This window comes from Candidatus Poriferisocius sp. (genome assembly GCF_965208475.1).
Taxonomy (GTDB): Bacteria; Actinomycetota; Acidimicrobiia; order Acidimicrobiales; family Bin134; genus Poriferisocius.
This window is the reverse complement of record NZ_OZ242338.1, coordinates 2,827,671-2,846,809: the sequence shown is the minus strand read 5'-3', so window position 1 is coordinate 2,846,809 and position 19,139 is coordinate 2,827,671. Positions and strand designations below refer to the sequence as shown.

The 19,139-nt window shown below is 64.6% G+C and carries 18 protein-coding genes and 2 tRNA genes; 7 read left to right on the top strand and 13 right to left on the bottom strand.

Translation table 11 applies throughout. From position 1 onward, the window contains the following. Nucleotides 1–7: 7 nt before the first annotated feature. Both xseA and ACOGXA_RS13250 read right to left on the bottom strand, forming a co-directional pair. Entirely contained in the window at nt 8–1,420 is a 1,413-nt protein-coding gene (xseA, locus tag ACOGXA_RS13255) for an exodeoxyribonuclease VII large subunit (protein ID WP_419924337.1), read from the bottom strand. Next, on the bottom strand, nt 1,417–3,309 hold the full coding sequence (locus ACOGXA_RS13250) for an ABC transporter ATP-binding protein (RefSeq protein WP_419924336.1): 1,893 nt from the start codon (nt 3,307–3,309) through the stop codon (nt 1,417–1,419). Before ACOGXA_RS13250 ends, xseA begins: the two co-directional genes overlap by 4 nt. A 62-nt stretch (nt 3,310–3,371) precedes the next feature. On the opposite strand from ACOGXA_RS13250, the gene ACOGXA_RS13245 reads away from it, so the two are divergent. Next, entirely contained in the window at nt 3,372–3,941 is a 570-nt protein-coding gene (locus ACOGXA_RS13245; RefSeq protein WP_419924335.1) for a copper resistance CopC family protein, read from the top strand. On the opposite strand, the gene ACOGXA_RS13240 is transcribed toward ACOGXA_RS13245, so the two are convergent. From ACOGXA_RS13240 to ACOGXA_RS13230, 3 genes are all read right to left on the bottom strand, one after another. Beyond that, nucleotides 3,928–4,305 carry a DUF5615 family PIN-like protein gene (locus ACOGXA_RS13240; RefSeq protein ID WP_419924334.1) on the bottom strand — a complete coding sequence of 126 codons (378 nt, stop codon included), beginning with the start codon at nt 4,303–4,305 and terminating at the stop codon, nt 3,928–3,930. The two genes, ACOGXA_RS13245 and ACOGXA_RS13240, sit on opposite strands and share 14 nt — an antisense overlap. Next, nucleotides 4,302–4,526, bottom strand: coding sequence for a DUF433 domain-containing protein (locus tag ACOGXA_RS13235; protein WP_419924333.1), 225 nt, complete (start codon nt 4,524–4,526; stop codon nt 4,302–4,304). The genes ACOGXA_RS13240 and ACOGXA_RS13235 overlap by 4 nt, the downstream gene beginning before the upstream one ends. A gap of 72 nt (nt 4,527–4,598) precedes the next feature. Further along, a complete protein-coding gene (locus ACOGXA_RS13230) occupies nt 4,599–5,048 on the bottom strand; it encodes a nucleoside deaminase (protein ID WP_419924332.1) in 450 nt (149 codons plus the stop codon). A gap of 54 nt (nt 5,049–5,102) precedes the next feature. Here ACOGXA_RS13230 and ACOGXA_RS13225 point away from each other — a divergent pair. Continuing rightward, nucleotides 5,103–5,192, top strand: a tRNA-Ser gene (locus ACOGXA_RS13225). Between the two features lie 121 nt (nt 5,193–5,313). Here the strand turns inward: ACOGXA_RS13225 and ACOGXA_RS13220 are convergent. The 5 genes from ACOGXA_RS13220 to ACOGXA_RS13200 form a co-directional block, all read right to left on the bottom strand. Continuing rightward, nucleotides 5,314–5,658 carry a type II toxin-antitoxin system PemK/MazF family toxin gene (locus ACOGXA_RS13220; protein ID WP_419924331.1) on the bottom strand — a complete coding sequence of 115 codons (345 nt, stop codon included), beginning with the start codon at nt 5,656–5,658 and terminating at the stop codon, nt 5,314–5,316. Further along, nucleotides 5,642–5,836 (bottom strand): hypothetical protein, encoded by a 195-nt coding sequence (locus ACOGXA_RS13215; RefSeq protein WP_419924330.1) that lies wholly within the window; start codon nt 5,834–5,836, stop codon nt 5,642–5,644. Before ACOGXA_RS13215 ends, ACOGXA_RS13220 begins: the two co-directional genes overlap by 17 nt. Before the next feature lie 76 nt (nt 5,837–5,912). Then, a complete protein-coding gene (locus ACOGXA_RS13210) occupies nt 5,913–6,314 on the bottom strand; it encodes a type II toxin-antitoxin system VapC family toxin (protein WP_419924329.1) in 402 nt (133 codons plus the stop codon). Next, a complete protein-coding gene (locus ACOGXA_RS13205; RefSeq protein ID WP_419924328.1) occupies nt 6,311–6,544 on the bottom strand; it encodes a FitA-like ribbon-helix-helix domain-containing protein in 234 nt (77 codons plus the stop codon). Before ACOGXA_RS13205 ends, ACOGXA_RS13210 begins: the two co-directional genes overlap by 4 nt. A 72-nt stretch (nt 6,545–6,616) precedes the next feature. Continuing rightward, nucleotides 6,617–8,239 carry a flavin-containing monooxygenase gene (locus ACOGXA_RS13200; RefSeq protein WP_419924327.1) on the bottom strand — a complete coding sequence of 541 codons (1,623 nt, stop codon included), beginning with the start codon at nt 8,237–8,239 and terminating at the stop codon, nt 6,617–6,619. Nucleotides 8,240–8,409: 170 nt separating this feature from the next. Here ACOGXA_RS13200 and ACOGXA_RS13195 point away from each other — a divergent pair. Together ACOGXA_RS13195 and ACOGXA_RS13190 are read left to right on the top strand one after the other, a co-directional pair. Beyond that, nucleotides 8,410–8,484 (top strand) — tRNA-Arg (locus ACOGXA_RS13195). Between the two features lie 15 nt (nt 8,485–8,499). Next, on the top strand, nt 8,500–9,699 hold the full coding sequence (locus ACOGXA_RS13190; RefSeq protein ID WP_419924326.1) for a phytanoyl-CoA dioxygenase family protein: 1,200 nt from the start codon (nt 8,500–8,502) through the stop codon (nt 9,697–9,699). 17 nt (nt 9,700–9,716) lie between these two features. Here the strand turns inward: ACOGXA_RS13190 and ACOGXA_RS13185 are convergent, their stop codons facing one another. Then, entirely contained in the window at nt 9,717–10,541 is an 825-nt protein-coding gene (locus ACOGXA_RS13185; protein WP_419924325.1) for a tyrosine-protein phosphatase, read from the bottom strand. Beyond that, nucleotides 10,541–12,007 carry a hypothetical protein gene (locus ACOGXA_RS13180; protein ID WP_419924324.1) on the bottom strand — a complete coding sequence of 489 codons (1,467 nt, stop codon included), beginning with the start codon at nt 12,005–12,007 and terminating at the stop codon, nt 10,541–10,543. Before ACOGXA_RS13180 ends, ACOGXA_RS13185 begins: the two co-directional genes overlap by 1 nt. Before the next feature lie 111 nt (nt 12,008–12,118). Here ACOGXA_RS13180 and ACOGXA_RS13175 point away from each other — a divergent pair, with 111 nt between their 5' ends. From ACOGXA_RS13175 to ACOGXA_RS13165, 3 genes are read left to right on the top strand one after another with little or no spacing between them, the layout of a single operon-like run. Continuing rightward, nucleotides 12,119–14,341 carry an MFS transporter gene (locus ACOGXA_RS13175; protein ID WP_419924323.1) on the top strand — a complete coding sequence of 741 codons (2,223 nt, stop codon included), beginning with the start codon at nt 12,119–12,121 and terminating at the stop codon, nt 14,339–14,341. Between the two features lie 2 nt (nt 14,342–14,343). Further along, on the top strand, nt 14,344–17,379 hold the full coding sequence (locus tag ACOGXA_RS13170) for an ABC transporter permease subunit (RefSeq protein ID WP_419924322.1): 3,036 nt from the start codon (nt 14,344–14,346) through the stop codon (nt 17,377–17,379). 5 nt (nt 17,380–17,384) lie between these two features. After that, nucleotides 17,385–18,197, top strand: a complete 813-nt coding sequence (locus ACOGXA_RS13165) for a tyrosine-protein phosphatase (protein WP_419924321.1) — start codon at nt 17,385–17,387, stop codon at nt 18,195–18,197. A 1-nt stretch (nt 18,198) separates the two neighbouring features. Here the strand turns inward: ACOGXA_RS13165 and ACOGXA_RS13160 are convergent, their stop codons facing one another. Next, entirely contained in the window at nt 18,199–19,098 is a 900-nt protein-coding gene (locus ACOGXA_RS13160; protein WP_419924320.1) for a MurR/RpiR family transcriptional regulator, read from the bottom strand. Nucleotides 19,099–19,139: the final 41 nt, after the last annotated feature.

Here is a 19,139-nt window from a genome sequence, read left to right as displayed (position 1 = left end):
GTGCTCCTCATTGGTTCTCGTTCACCGTGCTGTGAAGGTCGCCCTCGGCCAGGGTGGTCGCAAGTTCATCGCCCGCGCCCAACTTTGCCGGATCGCGGACCACTTTGCCGCCATGGCGGGTTATCGACCAACCACGGGCCAAGATTGCCCGAGGATCGAGCAGGCGAACTCGGCCCTCCAGGTTGGTCAGTTCCTTGGTGGCAGCTCTGGGGGCTCGCTGGGCCTGGCTCGCCATTGTCGAGTTCATCTGTTCCAGCGTGCGCCGCTCGTCGGCAATGGCCGCCGATGCCCGGTAGCGCATGGCCCCCGCACAGCCGTCTACCCGCCGGGTCTCGCCCCGGGTCCGAGTCTCGGCCAACTCCCTGATTCGCCCGGCTCGGCTCTGAAGCCGGCTGCCCGCGCGGAGCAGGTGGCTGTCGGCGGCTCGGGCGGTGGTCTGGCTCACCACCATTAGCCGCTGATCGGCGTCGCCCAACCGCCGCAGGGCCCACGCAGAGACTCCTCCCCACGCCTGCTCGGCTGCTTCTAGGTGAGCCCGCGCCACCGTCACGATGAATACCGCGGCCGCGGTGGGCGTCTTCTGGGCCTCGTGGGCCACCTCGTCGACGATGGACCGGTCGATCTCGTGGCCCACCCCGGTGACCACCGGCACCGGGGCGTTGGCTGCGGCCCGGGCCACGACCTCGCTGTCGAAGGCCACCAAATCGGTGCGGGCCCCGCCGCCGCGCACCACCGCGATCACATCCACTCCGGCCCGGCCCACCGCCCCAATGGCCGCGGCGATGAGCGGAGGCGCGTCCACCCCCTGCACCGGAGTGTCGGCCAGCACCACCTCCCAGGCCAGGCCGCTGGCAACCAACTCATTGTGGAAGTCGTGGTGGGCGGCGCTCCCGTTCGAGGTGACCAGCCCGATCCGCAGCGGGGCCACCGGAAAGGGCACGGCCTGGTTCTTGGTCAACAGACCCTCGCCGCTCAGCTTCTCCAACAGTCGCAGCCGCTCGGCCTCCAACTCGCCCAGAGTGAAGTTGGGGTCGATATCCGACATGTAAAGCTGGAGCCGTCCACCGGGGGGCCAGAAATCCAATTTCCCCTGGATGCGGACCTTCATACCGTCTTCCATGGCCATGCCGCCCTGGCGGCGCAGCGTCTCTTCCACCCTCTCCCGGTTGAACCGGAACAGCGCCACCGAAATCAACGCCTCGGGCTGTTTGCCGGAGCCGTTGTCGGGGTCGGGCTCCACCAAGTCGAAGTACATGTGGCCGCTGCGGGCTCGGCTCAGGTTGCGGATCTCACCCTCCACCCACAGCTCATCGCCGAAGGCGTCGCCCAACACCTGTTTGATCCGGTTGGCCAGCTCGGCCACGGTGAACGTCATTGGTTCGCCAGCGGCCCTCGCCGCAGCCGAGTCGAACAGGCTCACAGCGCGCTCTTCGCCGGCGACTGCCGTTCGTTTCGCACCAGCGTGCGGTAGAGCTCGGCGTACAGCCCCCCGGCGGCCAGCAGATCGCCATGGCGGCCCGACTCCACCAGCTCCCCCTGGTTGAGCACCAGGATCTGATCCGCATTGGTCACGGTAGAGAGCCGGTGGGCGATCACCACTGCGGTCCTTCCCTGGAGCGCGATGCCCAGCGCCTGCTGCACCAGCGCCTCGTTCTCGCTGTCGAGGTGGCTGGTGGCCTCGTCCAGCACCACGATGGCCGGGTCTTTGAGCAGCACCCGGGCGATGGCCACCCGTTGCTTCTCGCCCCCCGACAATCGGTAGCCCCGCTCGCCCACCAAGGTGTTGTAGCCCTCGGGCAGCGAGGCGATCAGGTCGTGGATGTGGGCCGAACGGCAGGCGGCCTCCATCTCGGCTTGGGTCGCGCCGGGCCGGACATAGAGAAGGTTGTCGGCCACCGTCTCATGGAACAGGTGCGGGTCTTGGGGCACCACTCCCACCGAGGCCCGCAGCGACTCCTGGGTGACGTCCCGCACGTCGGTGCCGTCGATCAGCACTGCCCCGCTGTCCACGTCGTAGAGCCGGTTCAACAGCGCCACCAGAGTGGTCTTGCCCGCTCCCGACGGCCCCACCAGCGCCACCAATTGGCCCGGCTCGATCTCCGCCGACACGTTGCGCAGCACCGGGCTGCCGGTGGCCTCCGGCGCGGCGGCGTTGGCTTGCAGCGAGGCCAACCGGTCGTCACTGGGCGGATAGGTGAAGGTCACGTCGGCGAGCTCGATCCGCCCCTTGGGATTTTGCAGCTTCGGGGCATCGGGCCGGTCGGCGATGGGGTTGGGCGTGTCCAGCACCTCGAACACCCGCTCGAACGAAACCAGTGCGGTCATCACGTCCACCCGGGCGTTGGTCAGGCTGGTGAGCGGCATGTAGATCCGCACCACCATCAGCCCCATGGCCGCCAGCGTCCCCACCGTGATCGTCCCAGAGATCACCAGGTGGCCTCCCACCCAGTAAAGGACCGCGGCCCCCACCGCCCCCACCAGGCTCAGCGCAATGAAGAACGCCCGCCCATACATGGCGCTGCGCACACCGATGTCTCGCACTCGCCCGGCAGTGGCCCCGAACCCGTCTCGCTCCTGGTTGTGGCGCCCGAACAGCTTCACCAGCATCGCCCCCGACACGTTCAGCCGCTCGGTCATCACCGTGTTCATAGAGGCGTTGTGCTCCATGGACTCCCGGGTGAGGGCCTGAAGCCTCCGGCCCACCCGCTTGGTGGGCAGGATGAACACCGGCAGCAGGGCCAGAGCCATCAGCGTGAGCCGCCACTCCAGCAAGAACATGGCCACCAGTGTGGTGGCCAGCACGATGGTGTTGGACACCACCGACCCCAGCGTGCCGGTGAACGCCCGCTGGGCGCCGATCACGTCGTTGTTCATCCGGCTGATGAGCGAGCCCGTCTGCACCCGGGTGAAGAACGCCATCGGCATGCGCTGCACGTGGTCGTAGAGCCCCACCCGCAGGTCGTAGATCAGCCCCTCGCCGATGCGAGACGACCAATAGCGCTCGATGAAAGCGAGGGCCGCTTCCCCGAATGCGGCCAACACGATGATGGCGGCCAGCAGGTTCACCTGGCCCCGGTCGCTATTGGCGATTGCGTCGTCGATGATCTGGCGGAACAAAAGTGGCGGCACCAGCGACAGCAGCGCCCCCAACAACAGCACCACAACGAACCCGATGAGCATGTTCCGATAGGGCCGCGCAAAACCGGCCACCCGGCGAATCGTCTGCCCGGCTATCTGCTTGCCTTTGACCCCGGAGGGATCGTGGCCGATGGCGCCGTGGGCGCCGCCCATCGCATGCACTTCCTGCACGATACGCCGCAGGTATGACAGTCGGCTGTTTGGAGGCCCAAGAAGCGGCATAGGGTTGCGGCGTGAGGGTCCAGACCCGAAAGATCGTGGCCATGGTGGTGGCGATTGCCATAGTGCTCGCCCTTTTGCTCTCGCTGCTGGCGGTGTTCAGCAACACCGCCGCCGCCCACGCCGAGATGCGCCGGTCGGCCCCGAAGCCCGGTCAAGTGGTGGGTGGAACGGTCGACCGGGTGGAGATGGAGTTCCGAGAGCCCATCCAGCCCCACGACCTCAATGGAGCGGCGCTGCAATATCCCGACGGCACCCGTATTCTCACGGCGTCAACGGTGGACGGCCACCTGGTGCGGGGCCGCTTCGACCCGCTAACCGAGCCTGGCCGGTACACGGTGATTTGGGAGTTGCTCGACCAAAGCGATGGGGATTGGGCTACCGAGGAGTTCGATTTCACCTACGACCCGGCCGCCACCCCACCCGAGTGGCTTCCCGAATCCGCCGCCGAAGGCTCGGGCGGTGAAGGCGGCATCAGCGGCAGCACCCTGGCGCTGGTCGTGATCATTCCCGTAGCCGTTGCCCTAGCCGCCTGGCTCTTCTGGCCCCGCAAGCGCAAGAGCCGCCGCCCTAGTCGTCGCTGATCAGGGGCAAGTGCCGCACCCGAATTCGGTCATCGGTAATCACCAAGACAGCGCCCTCTTCAAGGTCGTTGGCGATGTCATCCAAATGATCCAGGATGATCGCAGCTTGGTTTTCGGCTCGTGGCATATGTCGAGCCCGAAAAAGGATCACGGACGGCTGGCTAGCTCGCAGCATGGCTAGCAAGGCTCCGAAGTCGGTGTCACCTGAAACCACAACGCGCCCTTGATCGGCGGCAAGTGCGAGCAACTCGCTGTCCTCAGCGCGTTCTAGTTCCAATTCAGAGGTATGAACTGCGTCGTGTCCGGCATCGCGGAGCAACTCAGCCAGCTGAGGAGAACGGTTCTGATCAATCAGAAACTTCACGCGGTGGTTTGCAGGGGAATTTCGCGATCAGAGACGGTGTCGGCAGCAAACCTCAGTGCCGCGCTCACGTCTTCGAGTTCAAGTGGCGGGAGTTCGGCAATGATATCGCTGGGGGTTAGGCCGTCAGCGATCATGTTGACGACGGTCGCGACCGGAATGCGGAGGCCTCGAATGCAGGGAACTCCGCCCATCTGATTGGGATTCACTGTGATCCGGTTCACAGTTCTAGCGTACTCCTGAATCGAGATGCCTCGGCTCTAGTTATTGAACCTTCGCAGGGCAAATGCAATCCCTCAGCGGCGGGCGGCGAAGAAGTCTCTGAGCAGGGTGGCGGACTCGTCACGCCCCACCCCGGCCACCACCTCGAAGCTGTGGTTGAGACGTGGGTCGGCGCCGAGGTTGTAGAGCGTGCCGCACGCCCCGGCCTTGGGGTCTTCAGCGGCGAACACCACCCGGGCCACCCGGGCCATCACTGCGGCGCCCGCGCACATCGGGCACGGTTCCAGCGTGGTCACCAGCGCCGCCCCGTCGAGCCGGGATGAGCCCCGAGTTGCCGCCGCGTCCCGCAGGGCCAGAATCTCAGCGTGGGCGGTGGGATCGTTGGTGGATTCCCGCTCGTTGTGGCGAGCGGCCACCACCGCGCCGTCGATGGCCACCACCGCGCCGATGGGCACCTCACCGCGCTCCAACGCCCGCCGGGCCTCGGCCAAGGCCAGATCCATGAACTGGCGGTCATCGGTCACGAGGTCAGGTTATGGGCTGGGAGTACGCCGGCGCAGCCCACTATCCTGATGAGCGGAAGGTTGCCAGAGCGGACGAATGGGGCGGCCTCGAAAGCCGTTGTGGCCTCCGGGTCACCATGGGTTCGAATCCCATACCTTCCGCCATAGCGATGCGGTGGCCATTGGATGTGGCCGACGCTCGTCAGCGGGGAACGAATGCGTCATTTCTCAGACAATTTCTGGGAGGCTGCCAGAGGCCATCAATGGTCGCTACGTGATCGCCCAATCAACCCGGGACATCGAGGATCAGTCCCAGGACTTCGCGGATTTGGGTGAGCGCTGTCCCTCCGATGTTGCCCCTTGCGCCCTCGATTCGGCTTGCCGCGACGGCGCGGACGTGCTGGCACTGGGCGGCCGAGGCGCGATCCAACCCGTTCTGCGGATCGGCCTCTAGCTCCACCTCCGAGGCAAATCCTCGAAGTTGCGAAGTCAGTGGCACCACTTGAACCACGCTGGGCCTGGCGTCGAGCACTCTTTGGGCTGTCACTACGACTGCGGGGTGGCGAAACCCCGCCTCGCGGCCAAAGGGAAATCCGAGATCCAGTTCGACAACGTCACCCGAGGTCAGCATCGAGCCAACCCGTTTCTTCGTCAGTGAGTTGATCCGCCAGCTCAGCTCCGATCTCGTCTTGCCGTAGTCGTCGCACCGCCAGCGCAACCGTGTCGCCCACCGTTGCGCCTAGGGATGCGGCAAGCTTCTTCAGCTCCTGATGGGTCGCCACATCGATGCGCACACTGGTACTTTGCATGCAAGTATGCTAACACTTTTGCATACACCCGCGATCGTGGCATCACCGCCATGGTTGCTCCCTTTGATCCGGCGGCTCAGCTCATTCGTATGTGGTGGATAGTGATGTCGAGGCCGGTTGATCTCGCTAGCCGGCCATCTGCGGTCAACAGCGGTACCCCCATGGCTCGGGCGGCTGCGATATAAAAGGCGTCGTAGGCGCTGACATTGGCGTAGTGCTGCCAGGCCGACATGGCGAGCACTCGATGGGAGATGCGATCGATAGGCCAGATGGCCAGATCGCTCAGAGCCATCACGGCCCTTGCTTCCTCAAGTCGTCCGGTGAGAACGGCGCGGCGCAGCGCCGACATCACTTCTGGGTCGAGCAGCTCGGGGGCAGCCAATGATGCTTTTTCGACGGTGTCAGCAAGCGTGATCCCCAGCGGCGTTCGCAATAGGTATTCGACCGCTACTGAGGCGTCGACTACGTAGCCGGTCATTCAAGCTCTGAATCGCGAGATGCCCGCACTTCGGCGATTAGGGAGGCAACCTCAATCCCGAGGTCAGTGGTCGGCCGAGTCGATAAATGCTTGCTCCACTCCCACCGGGCAAGCTCCCGCTCAATAGCGTCGAGCACCGCCGCGCTCATGGTGCAATTCCTCTCCAGGGCGTGCTGGCGCAACCGCTCGTGGAGGACATCAGGCACATTCCTAACCTGAAGATTAGCCATAGCATGATTCTAGCATGAAAGATTCATGCACCTATTCACCAGGTGGTGAACGCTGACTAGCCCGAAGGTTCTTCAGGAGCGCGCGGGTCTGTTGGCCGCCCGGAAGGTAAAACCCTCGTAGCCTTTGGCGGCGATCTGGTCGCAGACGGCGGCGTAGGTGTGGGTGCCGCCGAGGTAGAAGGTGACGCCTTTCGGCTTGCCGGCGATGTTGGCTCCGGTCCACCACGAATCGGTTTTGCCGACGATGCTCTGGGCGGCGATCTCCTGGACTTGCCGGGTCCATTCGGCCTCGGCCCGGGGATCGGAGTCGATGCGGTCTAGACCGTGGTCGAGCATGTGGGCCAGGCAGCCGGTGATCCAGTCGACGTGCTGTTCGATGGAGAAGATCACGTTGCTGAAAACCGCCGGGCTGCCGGGGCCGGTGATCATGAACAGGTTGGGGAATCCGGACGCCACCAGGCCGAGATAGGCGCCGGCCCCATTGGCCCATTTGTCGCGAAGGGCCAGGCCTCCAACCCCTTGGATGTCCATGGCCAGCAGGGCGCCGGTCATGCCGTCGAATCCGGTGGCATACACGATCAGGTCGAGGTCGTAGGAGCCCTCGGCGGTTCGCAGACCCTGGGGCGTGACTTCGGTAATGGGGTTGGTGGCCACGTCCACCAGCGTCACGTTGAGCCGGTTGTAGGTCTCGAAGTAGTCGATCTCTACGATGAGCCGCCGGGCGCCCAGGGGGTGGTCGATCTCCAGGAGGGCGTAGGCCACGTCGGGATTGTCGACCTTGTCTTTGATCTTGTCCCGAACGAACTGCGCCGTGAGCTGGTTCGACTCGGCGTTGGTCATCACGTCGTCGAAGGTCCGGGCGAAGCCCGGCCCGCCGAGGGCCCACGAGTCCTCCAGCACCCTGGTTCGGGTCGCCTCATCGACTTCGAGGGCCGACGATACCTCGGGAGGGTGACGCCCCATCCCGACAGGGTTCGCGCGCTTGAGCGCCCACCGCTCGCGGTAGTTGTGCTTCAGCTCCTCAAGCTTGTCGTCGTCGAGCGGCCGGTTGCGGGCCGGGATGGCGAACTGCGGAGTGCGCTGGAAGACGAACAGCTGCTCGGCCTGCTTGGCCAGCTGCGGAATGGCCTGCACGCCGGTCGACCCGGTGCCGATCACGCCGACCCGCATGCCGGTGACGTCCATGCCGCCCTTCGGCCAACGGGCGGTGTGGATCTGCTGGCCCTCGAAGGTGTCGGCCCCCTTGAATCGCGGCATGTTCACCTCCGAGAGGCAGCCGGTGGCTGATATGACGAACCGAGCCGAAACCGTTTCGCCCTCAGAAGTGCGGACTATCCAGCAGCTCAGCTCGTCGTCGAAACGGGCCTGCTCCACCCGGGTGTCGAATTCGATGTCTCGACGCAGGTCGAAGCGGTCGGCGACGTGGTTGAAGTAGCGCTCCAACTCCGGCTGGGTGGGGAACCGCTCGGTCCACTCCCACTCCTGCTCTAGCTCCTCGGAGAACGTGTAGCAGTAATCCCAGCTCTCCACGTCGCACCGGGCGCCGGGGTAGCGGTTCCAGTACCAGGTACCGCCGACGCCGTCCCCCTTCTCGAAGACCTTGGCCGACAGGCCGAGTCCGCGTACCCGGTGGAGGGCGTACAGCCCCGCGGCACCGGCGCCAATGATGACAACGTCGAAATCTGATTCGGTCATCGGGTGTTGGGGCGGTCGAGCATCGTGAATGGCCACTTTACCGAGGAGGCAGATTCGGGGGACACTGCGGTAGCGCAGTCCCGCGAGGCTGCGGCTGAGTGAGGCTCATACGCCACGGGGCAATCCAGTAGCGACCGCGCCCAGGGCGCCGGGTACACTGGCTGCTGCTCGCGCTTGTAGCTCAGTTGGATTAGAGCGTCTGACTACGGATCAGAAGGCCGGGGGTTCGAGTCCCTCCAAGCGCGCTGAGGGGGCCCAACATGACCGCCACGCCGCTTTATCCCAGCCGAGTCACCGCGGGGGACGCGGTGGTTACCAGCCGGGAGGGGTTCGCCCTCGACAAGTTGCGCGCGGTTGTAGAGGTCGAGGTTTCGCTGGACGAGTACCCGATTGCCGAAGCAGTGGTGGATCGGGCTCTGGTGTATCGCACCGAGGAGCTGCGCGGTCATCTCGGCGACCTCGGCGAAGCGGCCGCGGTGCGCCGGGAGTTGACCCGGGCGCTTCACGACGGGCCGGGGGTAATCGTGATCACCGGGGCCATCGAGCCTTCTGTGGTGGATCGGGCCACCGAGGTATTCGAGCAGATCATTGCCGAAGAGCGCGAGGCCGGAACCGGCGGGGGCGACCACTATGCCAAGCCCGGGGCCAATGACCGGCTGTGGAACGCCCTGGAAAAGCTGGCCGTGGCCGATCCCGACACCTTCGTCGACTATCACGCCTGCGATATGATCGACCTGGCCTCGCTGGCCTGGCTCGGTCCCGGCTATCAGATAACCGCCCAGGTGAACGCCATCAATCCTGGCGGCTCGGCCCAAATGCCCCACCGGGACTACCACGTGGGTTTCATGACCGATGAGGTGGCCGAGCGGTATCCGATCCACACCCACCGGCTGTCGCCGCTGTTGACCCTTCAAGGGGGGGTGGCCCACTGCCACATGCCGCCTGAGACGGGGGCCACCATGCTGTTGCCCCACTCCCACAAGTATGAGCTCGGCTACCTGGCTTGGCGGCGCCCCGAGCTGATCGAGTATTTCGCCGAGCACCGCGTGCAGATCGAACTGGACAAAGGCGACCTGGTGTTCTTCAGCCCGGCGGTGCTCCACGCCGGCGGCCATAACCGCACCAACGACGTGCGGCGGATGGCCAATCTGTTGCAGATCTCCTCGGCCATGGGCCGGGCCACCGAGGCCGTGGATCGGGAGCGCATCACCAATGCCGTCTACCCCGCGCTGTTGCGCCGCCAGGAGGAGGGGCTCGACCCCGCCCTCGTCGCCTGTGCGGTGGCGGCCAGTGCCGAGGGCTACGCCTTCCCCACCAACCTCGACCGCGACGTGCCCATCGGCGGCCTCACGCCCCCATCACAGCAAGATCTGGTGTTCGAGGCCCTGGCCAACAAGACGCCCCCCGACGAGCTCGCCGCCCAACTCGCCGCCCACCGCCACCGCCGAGCCACCCACTGAGGAGTCCTTGAGTTTGACTACGCCGCGGTGAGATAAGTCGATCTGAGCAAGTCGATGGCCTTGTCGGTGAGGTTGAGGTGGGAACGGGCATAGGAGTCCAAGCCGCCTAGTTCGTTTTCGATGTGGTCGAGAAAAGCATGGATCTGACTTTCGTGGGCGCCGAGTATGGGCCACAGCGAAGGCGGGGCCAAGCGGCGGAGCTCCTCTAGCTCGGCGGCGATCACGGTGTTGGTGGCCAGGTAGTCCTCCACCACCGCCTTGCGCTCGACGCCGAGCACGCCGAGCAGCAACGCGGTAGCCGCCCCAGTCCGATCGGTTCCGCCTTCGCAGTGGTACAGGAGGGGTCGGCCAGAGGCCGCTACGACCTCGGCGAAGAACTCGGCGAAGACCGAAGCGAAATCGGTGGCGAAGCTCACATACCGCTTCACGCGGTCGCCCGCGATGTCTAGGTCCAACTCGTTGGTCAGCTTGAGCACAGCATCGAAGTCCCGGTTGAGCCAATGATGGATGATCTCTGCCCGGAACTCCGACAAATCTTCGTCTCGGCCGGCGAGAAGCTCAGTAGAGCCTCGGGGGTTGTCGATGGGCAGATTTACCCAGCGCACGTCGAGGCCATCGAGCCGGTCTGGTCGGCGCTCCACCTCAGCGGCGCTGCGGAAGTCGACCACGCAGGCCAGATCCAGGCGGGCCAAATCCTCCCCGACTGCTTCGTGCAGCGTGTCGGAGCGGTAGAGAACCCCTCCGCGAACCACGCGGCTCTCGGCGGCTTGAATGCCGCCGAGGTCGCGCAGGTTCTTGGTGCCCCCCACGGGGACCAACTGCTCGAAGACGTCAATTCCCATCAGCCGGCCGGCACGAACTCCTCTTCGTCGGGATCCCACACCACCTTGATCATCGGCGAGTCGTCGGCACCGATCTTGCCCTCGCCGAGGGAAGCCGCAGACATGCCCGGCAGGTCGATGGACCCGAGGTTGGCCGCCGCCTCCAGGAAGGTGTCGTTGGTGAGATTGGGGCCAGCCGCGGTGGCAATGGCCGCGAATAGCTGGACCGTTTGGCATGCCCTAACGACCAGATCCAAGTTGAAGGGCTGGCTGGGATCTTCGGTCACGTTGACCATTTCGACGTTGCCATCCTCGTCGGTGATCTGGGCGTTGTTGTAATTTTCTACGCACTCGATGAGCAGGGGGTCGTTCCCCTGGTCCCAGATCGTCTGGTTCTGTGCTGGCGCGAATGCGTGTATCTGAATGTCGTTGGGATCCACGCCCAAGTTCAGGAAGATGTCTTCGTCAGATTCGCTGGTCATCACCGGGATGTCGATCCCCGCCCTTATGAGGGCCGCGGCCATTAGCGAAGGCTCAAGCGAGTACACCAGATCGGGACTCTCATCGGCGATCCGCTGGACGATCACGTCGTGGTTGGCCTCGGCGGCCGGCACATCGTCCACCGCGGTGATCGTGCTGACCGAGCTGATGGAGGCGCCGCCAGCCTCTAGCGCAGCACCGAGGGGGTCGATAAGAGCTTCTTCGGTGACCAATAGGCTGAGGTGGACGCTCTTGCCCTCGAGAAGCCCATCAGCCGCAGCCGCGGCGATCATGTTCACCTCGATGCCCAGCGTGGTGGCCTCGGTGGCGAAGAGCAGCCCATTGGAGCGGCTGATGGCATCCGGGGTCACATCGTTGCCGTTTACGGCAATGGTGTTGTTGAGCTCGGTGTAGCAGAGTTCGTTGTCCTCGCGAAGCCACCCGACGAACGCGAAGACCATCTCGTCCTCGACGAACTTCACGCAGGCCGCGTCTGCTCCGACCGACCCGAGGACATCGAAGACTTCGATGAAGGGGACCAGCATCCGGCCGTTTATCCCGCCGGCCGCGTTCACCGCGTCGGCGGCCACCTGCCATTTGGAAGCGAGGTCGCCCTGGTCGAATCCGAACATCTCCGCATCGAGGGAGGTCATGCCGATGCGGATCTCCGTTTCGGTCACTCCTCTGAATGAGGCCGTCAGCGGCTCGGGAGTTGCCTCGGGTTCGGCGGCGGGCTCGTCCTCTGCCGGTTCGGGTTCGGCGGCGGGCTCGTCCTCTGCCGGTTCGGGTTCGGCGGCAGGCTCATCCTCCGCCGGTTCGTCTGTCGTTTCGGGTTCGGCGTCGGGCTCGCTTGCTGGTTGCTCAACCGGAGCGTCATCCGTGGTGTCGGAATCTGAGTCGCCCCCGCAGGCGGTGACGAGCACTGATAGAGCGATGAGCACCCCTAGAAGTCGCTTGAACACTTGAACCTCCAAAGTCTCGGTGGTGGCCACAACGTAGCGAAACAAGATGGCATCTCAGCGAGAAGCCGCCGAATATTTCGCAACAATTTCGATAACTGTAGACAAGAATCGAAACTCTGTCTTTCCCGAAGTGGTTTCGGGTGCTATCCATCTGACGTGGCCAGTGACATGGAGACTGCCGAAGGCCCGAGTCAGGGTGCCGCCTCCGCGCTGAGCTCCACCATCCTCGACAACGAGGAGGCCCGGACCCAGGCCGCTGAAGCCGCTAGGCGCGATGTGGTCTACGAGGACGCTGTGCTGCCCGGCGTTGGCGCCGAGGAGATGAACCTGCGAGACGGCCTTCGCCGGGGCGGGATGATCACGTTCGGCACCCTTGCCGCCATCGAGGCCTTCGACGAGCTGGAGGGTGCCGCTCTCAACGTATTGGGCCCCGACATCGCCAATACCTTCGGCGTCTCCGACGGGACCATCACCTTCATCTCGGTAGCGTCAGCGGCCTTCTTGGTGCTCGGCGCCGCCCCCATGGGCTGGCTGGCCGACCGCATGCGCCGAACCCCCATTGTGGCCATCGCCACCATCTTCTTTTCTTTCTTCTCCTTTGCCACCGGCCTGGCGGTGAGCGCCTTCATGTTGTTCTGGCTGCGCTTCGGCGCCGGCATTGCCAAGGCCAACAGCCTCACCATTCACCCCGCGCTGCTGGCCGACGCCTATCCGATTGCCATCCGGGGCCGCATGTACGCCCTGGAGAAGAGCATTTCGCGCGTCGCCGGGACGATCAGCCCAATCCTGGTCGGTGCGGTGGCCACTGTCGCGGGGGGTGATGAGGGTTGGCGATGGGCCTACCTGATCTTCAGTATCCCGATCGCGGTTATGGGGTTCTACGCCCTGCGCCTCCCCGAACCCGAGCGCGGCCAGTGGGAGAAGCGCGAGGTCCTCGGCAAAGGGCTCGACGCCGAGGACGACATGGAGATCTCCGTCGAAGCCGCCTATGCCCGTATCTGGCGCATCGACACCATCCGATACATGACCATCGCGCTGGCCGCCCTCGGGTTCGCGCTCTTCCCCGCCGGGTCGATTGAGAGCTTCTTCCTTGAAGAGGAATTCGGCTTGGACGCGCTGGAACGGGGGATGGCCACCTCGCCAACCGCCTTCGGCCTGTTGCTCTTTCTGCCCTTCATCGGCAAGCGGTTCGACCAGACGTTCAAGCGGGATCCCAATCGGGCTCTCCGCATCCTCGGCGCCTTGCTGTTCCCGCTGGCGGTGACGGTGCCGATCCAGTACTTCATGCCCAACGTCTACCTATTCGTGGCAATGTCGGTGGTGAATGGGACGCTCCTCGGAGCCGCGTTCTCGATGATCGGACCCGCCGTCCAAACAGTCCTTCCCTACCGCTTGCGAGGAATGGGGATGGCCATCATCTTGTTCTTCATGTTCGCCATCGGCGCGGTGGGCGGTGGGCTGCTCGCCTCGGTCCTCCAAGACGAGATCGGAGAGCGGTCCACGATCATCACCATCACCTTGATCGCCATGCCCCTAGGGGCCTTCTACATCATGCGGGGGTCGAGCCGGATGCGCCGTGACCTGTCGCTGGTGGTCGCCGAGCTCAAAGAGGAGGAAGAAGAGCAGCAGCGGCGTGCCGAGGCAGGGGCGAGCGTTCCCGCGCTGCAACTCCACAACATCGACTTCAGCTACGGCCAAGTGCAGGTTCTGTTCGATCTCAGCTTCGAGGTGGAAAAGGGCGAAACGCTGGCCCTGCTCGGGACCAATGGGGCGGGAAAGTCGACTGCCCTCAAGATCGTTACCGGCTTGCACACGCCCGAGCGGGGGATCGTCCGTCTCAACGGCCGTACCATCACCTTCGCCACTCCCGAGCAGCGCGTCGCCATGGGCGTCCAGATGCTTCCCGGCGGCGGCGGGGTGTTCAGGTCGATGACGATTGCCGACAACATCCTGGTCGGCGCCGGCCGCTACCGCCAGGATCGCGCCGCCCTGGACCAGAGGCTGGACTACGTCTTCGACCTGTTCCCCATGCTGAAGGACCGGCAGCAGGAGTTGGCCGGCGATCTGTCCGGGGGGCAGCAGCAGATGCTCGCCTTGGCCCGGGTCATGCTCCACAAGCCCGAAATCCTGCTAATCGACGAGCTGTCGCTCGGGTTGGCGCCAGGGGTAGTGGCCGAGCTTCTCGAGCTCGTCGAGTCCTTGAAAGCGGCTGGCCAGACCATGATCATCGTCGAGCAATCGTTGAACGTGGCGCTGTCTATCGCTGAGCGAGCCGTCTTCCTGGAGAAGGGCGAGGTGCGGTTCGAAGGGCTTACCGCTGATTTGGCCGAGCGCGACGACATCGTCCGAGCAGTCTTCCTAGGAGAAGAAGGCGGCTAGCGATGTTCCCGGCTGTACTCGCTGTAAGCCGAATCAATCCCCAGGTGATGTTCAACGGCGCGGTTACGGGCATCGTCATAGGCCTGTTGGCGATGGGAATCGTGCTCACGTTCCGGTCGACGAAGGTGATCAACTTCGCAGTGGGGAATATGGGCCTGATCGGCGGGGTGCTGTTGCCGTTGCTGGTGCTCCAATACAACTTCCCGTTTTGGGTGGCCGTCGCTTTGGTTCTGGTGATGGGCGCGGTATTCGGGGGCATCGTCGAGCTCACCGTCATCCGGCGGCTCTTCCGATCGCCCAGGGTCATCTTGCTGGTGGCCACAGTGGGTGTCGCCCAGCTCTGCCAGGTGATCCCCCTCACGTACCCAGAAATCAACGTCAAAGGCGTACGGCGGTATCCGGTGGTCACGTCGGCCAGTTGGCGACCCTTTGAAGGACTGGGGGTGAGCGAGGTACAGCTCTGGACGGTGCTGGTCGCCCCGGCGGTGATCGCCGCAGTCGGCTGGGGATTGCTGGCACTTCGCCCCCCGCAAGCCCGCACCAGACGGCGAAACATTTGGCTGGGCACATGGGTGCTCGGGCTGGCGCTGACCTTTGGGGTGCTCGCGCTGGTCTCGGGCGGGGGAGAGCCCAAGGGGATTCGCATTTCCGGGACTCAGCTCACCATCCTCGTCGCGGTCCCGCTCGTCGCCCTCGGTCTCTATGTGATTCTCAACCGCACATGGTTCGGCAAGAACGTGGCCGCCGCGGCCGAGGATGCCGACCTCTCCCGGCTGGCGGGCGTCAAGCCGAAAGTCGTCTCAACGTTCGTGTGGGTGATCGCCGGGCTCATCTCCACGATTGCCATCGTCTTGCTGTCGGGGCAGAGCGGCAGCGTGTCAGGCCTTGGCGGGCTCGGCCCTTCGACGCTGGCTCGGGCTCTGGTTGCCGCCGCAGTGGCGGGGATGGCCTCGTTTCCCCGGGCCATGGCCGCCGGCATCTATCTCGGGGTCATCGAGTTTACGATTCAGTTCAATTTCCTAGATCAACCGGGCCTGTTCGATTTCCTGCTGCTGATTGCCGTGCTGGGTGCGGTAGCCATGCAGCGAAGCCAGAAACTGTCGGGCGAGTCGTTCTCGTTCACCCCCAAGATCCCCCCGATACCCGACCACCTCCGCCAGATCTGGTGGATTCGCCATATGAACCGGATCGGATTCGGCGTCGGGCTCCTGGCGTTGATCTTGTTGCCGCTCATCGTTGCTCAGCCGAGCCGGAATCTGGCCTACGCGTCGGTTCTCGCCTTCGCGTTGTGCGCCAGCTCGCTCACCGTCATCACCGGTTGGTCGGGCCAAGTCTCGCTAGCCCAGATGAGCTTTGCCGGGATCGGCGCGCTGATTGCCGCCGCGTTGACCCGCGGCCTCGAGATGGACTTCTGGTTCATTGATTTTCACGCCGCCCCCATACCGTTTGGGCTGGCCGTGTTCATCGCGCCGGCGGCAATCGCCCTGCTGGCTGTGGTGGTGGGAGTGGGCGCCCTTCGGGTGCAAGGACTCATGCTGGCGGTCACCACCCTTGTGCTGGCCTTGGCCGCGTCGCTCTACATCTTCCGGCGGCCGATTTTCAACGACGGCAACGCCCGGACAGTCCCGTTTCTGCGCGGCGACTTGCTCGGCATCGATCTGTCCAGCCAGCGCAACTACTACTACTTCTGCCTGGCCCTGTTGGCTGTTGTCCTATTCGTCTTGTCGCGGCTTCGCCGATCAGGTGTGGGCCGGGGGGCGATAGCGGTTCGAGACAACGTCGACGCCGCGTCGGCCTACACCGTCAGCTCCACTCGCATGAAGCTGTCGGCCTTCGCTTTGGCGGGCGGCATCGTCGGCCTCGGCGGGGCGGTGCTCGCTGGATTGGTCCAAAGCGTCCCGCTATCGGAGCGGTTCTTCACGGTGGACGACTCCATACGGCTGGTCGGCATCGTGGTTATCGGCGGTCTCGGAACGATCATCGGACCGGTGCTCGGCGCTCTTTGGATCGAGGGCCTCCCGTCCCTGTTCGACGACAGCAGCGTGGTGGCCCTGTTCACCTCCAGCATCGGGCTTCTGCTGGTGGTGATGTACTTCCCCGGCGGATTCGCTCAGATCCTCTATTCGTGGAGGCAATCGGCGCTGGGATGGGCGGAGAATCGCTACGGCTTGTCGACCCCGCCCAAAGGGGCCCGGGGCTCGATACGGCTGCCGACATCGCATCGCGTCCGCTCCGACACTGGGCCTGCGGTACTCAAAACCGACAACCTGAGCGTGGCGTTCGGCGGAAACCAGGCCTTGAGCGGCGCATCGCTGTCGATTCCCCACAATCGCATCGTCGGGCTCATCGGCACCAACGGCGCGGGCAAGTCGACGTTCATGAACGCCGTCGGGGGGTTCGTCTCGGCCGGCGGCTCCGTGCGGCTCAATGGAACGGAGATCAGCCGGCTCTCCCCCCATCGCCGGGCCAGGCTCGGCTTGGGCCGGACGTTCCAGGGGGCGACGCTGTTTCCCGAGCTCACCGTGCGCGAGACGGTGCAAGTGGCTCTTGAGGCCCGGGAGCGAACGCCGATCCTCGCCACCGCGGCGGGCCTGCCGCCCTCGAACAGGATCTCCCGGGCGCAGAGAAAGGCCGCTGATGAGATAATCGACTTCCTCGGCTTGGGCCGATACGGCGATTCCTACGTGGGCGACCTTTCCACCGGAACGCGGCGGATAGTCGAGATCGGCGGCCTTCTCGCTCTCGACGCCCACCTCCTGTGCCTGGACGAGCCCACCGCAGGGGTAGCCCAGCGAGAAGCCGAGGCCTTCGGCCCGCTGTTGGTGAGCATCAATCGCGAGCTCGGATCATCGATGCTGATCATCGAGCACGACATGCCGCTGATCATGAGCGTGAGCGACCACGTTTACTGCTTGGAGGCGGGGCAGGTCATCGCTGAGGGAAGCCCAGACCAGGTTCGCTCTGACCCCCTCGTGGTGGCCAGCTATCTGGGAACCGATGACCGGGCCATTGCCCGATCCGACCTTGGAAACCAGTGAGGACGATGCAGCCGGCACACGACAATACCGATGGTGTCGAAGAGCAGACGCCTCACTACCTCCGCCGGGTTCTCCGGTTTGACGGCGCTCTCAATGTGCGAGATCTCGGTGGGGTGACCACAGTCGCCGGAAAGCAGGTGCAGTTCGGTCTCGTCTACCGATCTGATGACCTCGCTGACCTCAGCGCAGTCGATCTGGCCGAGATGGAAGAGCGCTCAGTCCGCACGATTGTGGATTTCCGCAACCCCGATGAGGTCGAAGCCCGGCCGTCTCGGGTTCCCCGCGGTGCGGAGGTCGTGCCCGCACCGTTCCCCCCGGGGGAAAGGACGGCCGCGGAGATCATGGAGCTTCTGGTTGGCGGCGAGCTGACCCCGAAGAATGCCCACGAGATCCTCCTCGACTCCTATCGGCACACCACCGAGACCGGTGGCCCGGTGTTCGCCACGCTGATCCGCTCGATCATCGAGCAGTCCCCCGTGCTCTTCCACTGCGCGGGGGGCAAAGACCGAACCGGCGTTGCGGCCGCGGTCATCCTGTCGCTGTTGGGAGTGGGCCGTGACCAGATCGTCGCCGACTACATGCTGACCAACGATCGGCTGGTCGAACAGTCGAGCACGTTTCAACTCCGACTGGCGGAATACCCCGAGGAGTCGCGCCATGTCCTTCTGGCATTGGGGTTGGCGAAGCCGGTCTACGTTGAGAGTTCGCTCGACATCATCGACCGCGAATTCGGGGGAATAGACGCCTATGCCCGTGATCAACTATCGCTGACCCCAGCCGAGGTCGACGCTCTAAGGCAACACCTGCTACAGCCGTGAATCAGCCGCCTGGCTCTCTGCGGGTTGCCCACGGGGGGCTGAGTCGATGTTTGGCGATCATCTCGCTCCACAGCTCTTGGGCGGCCCGAGCCCGTTCCGGTCGCAAGCTGGCCACGGCCACGAACAGCGCATCGATTACCGCCAGGTGGGCCAGTCGGCTGGAGACCGCGGCGATTCGGAACTCCGACTCGGTGCCCCCGGCCAGCAAGACGTGGTCAACCGATTCGGCCAGCGGAGATCGGGCAAACGTCGTGATGGCGGCTGAATGTGCGCCTCCGCTGGAAGCTGCCTCGATTGCGGTAAGGGTCTCACGGGTGGACCCCGAGTGGCTGATGGCCATCGCGACGTCTCCCGGCCGGAGGAATCGGGCTGCGGTGAGCTGCATGTGGGAGTCGGAGTGGAATTCGGCTCGGACTCCCAGCGTACGGAACCGAAAGGCGGCGTCGAATGCCACTGCTGCGCTGGCCCCCGCACCCAAGAAGATGATCGAGCGAGCGCTCAGGAGGTGTTCGGCCACCTGGTTGAAGCTGGCCTTGTCCAGCGTGTGCTGAGTGTGGCCGATGGCGTCGACAGTTGAAGACAGAACCTTGGACAGAATCGACTCGCGGTCGTCACCCTGTGTCGGGCCGTCATAACCGGTTGCCGTTCCTTCGGCAGCCAGCTTGAGCTTCAGATCCTGAAATCCCTGAAGTCCGAGTTCTTGGCACAGTCGCACGATGGTCGACATCGAGGTTCCCGTGCGCTGGGCCAGCTCCGACACCGACAGGCGGACAATCACTGCCGGATCAGCCAGGATTTCTTCGGCCACAACCGCCAGCTTCGGCGTCAGGCTCGGCAGAAGGCTCCGAAGATGAATCGTCGGCGGGATTTCTGTGGCTGAAGAGTTCTCAGATTCGTCCAACCTGCCGGCCCTCCTCGTCGTGTTGGAATCTCATGCGATTG

Excerpts from the sequence above, each read along its gene's own strand:
- ACOGXA_RS13215 (WP_419924330.1), bottom strand. The coding sequence starts at position 5,836 with ATGCAAAGTACCAGTGTGCGCATCGATGTGGCGACCCATCAGGAGCTG.
- ACOGXA_RS13210 (WP_419924329.1), bottom strand. The coding sequence starts at position 6,314 with ATGACCGGCTACGTAGTCGACGCCTCAGTAGCGGTCGAATACCTATTG.
- ACOGXA_RS13170 (WP_419924322.1), top strand. The coding sequence starts at position 14,344 with ATGTTCCCGGCTGTACTCGCTGTAAGCCGAATCAATCCCCAGGTGATG.
- ACOGXA_RS13185 (WP_419924325.1), bottom strand. The coding sequence starts at position 10,541 with ATGGGAATTGACGTCTTCGAGCAGTTGGTCCCCGTGGGGGGCACCAAG.
- ACOGXA_RS13220 (WP_419924331.1), bottom strand. The coding sequence starts at position 5,658 with ATGCTGACCTCGGGTGACGTTGTCGAACTGGATCTCGGATTTCCCTTT.
- ACOGXA_RS13190 (WP_419924326.1), top strand. The coding sequence starts at position 8,500 with ATGACCGCCACGCCGCTTTATCCCAGCCGAGTCACCGCGGGGGACGCG.
- ACOGXA_RS13205 (WP_419924328.1), bottom strand. The coding sequence starts at position 6,544 with ATGGCTAATCTTCAGGTTAGGAATGTGCCTGATGTCCTCCACGAGCGG.
- ACOGXA_RS13165 (WP_419924321.1), top strand. The coding sequence starts at position 17,385 with ATGCAGCCGGCACACGACAATACCGATGGTGTCGAAGAGCAGACGCCT.
- ACOGXA_RS13200 (WP_419924327.1), bottom strand. The coding sequence starts at position 8,239 with ATGACCGAATCAGATTTCGACGTTGTCATCATTGGCGCCGGTGCCGCG.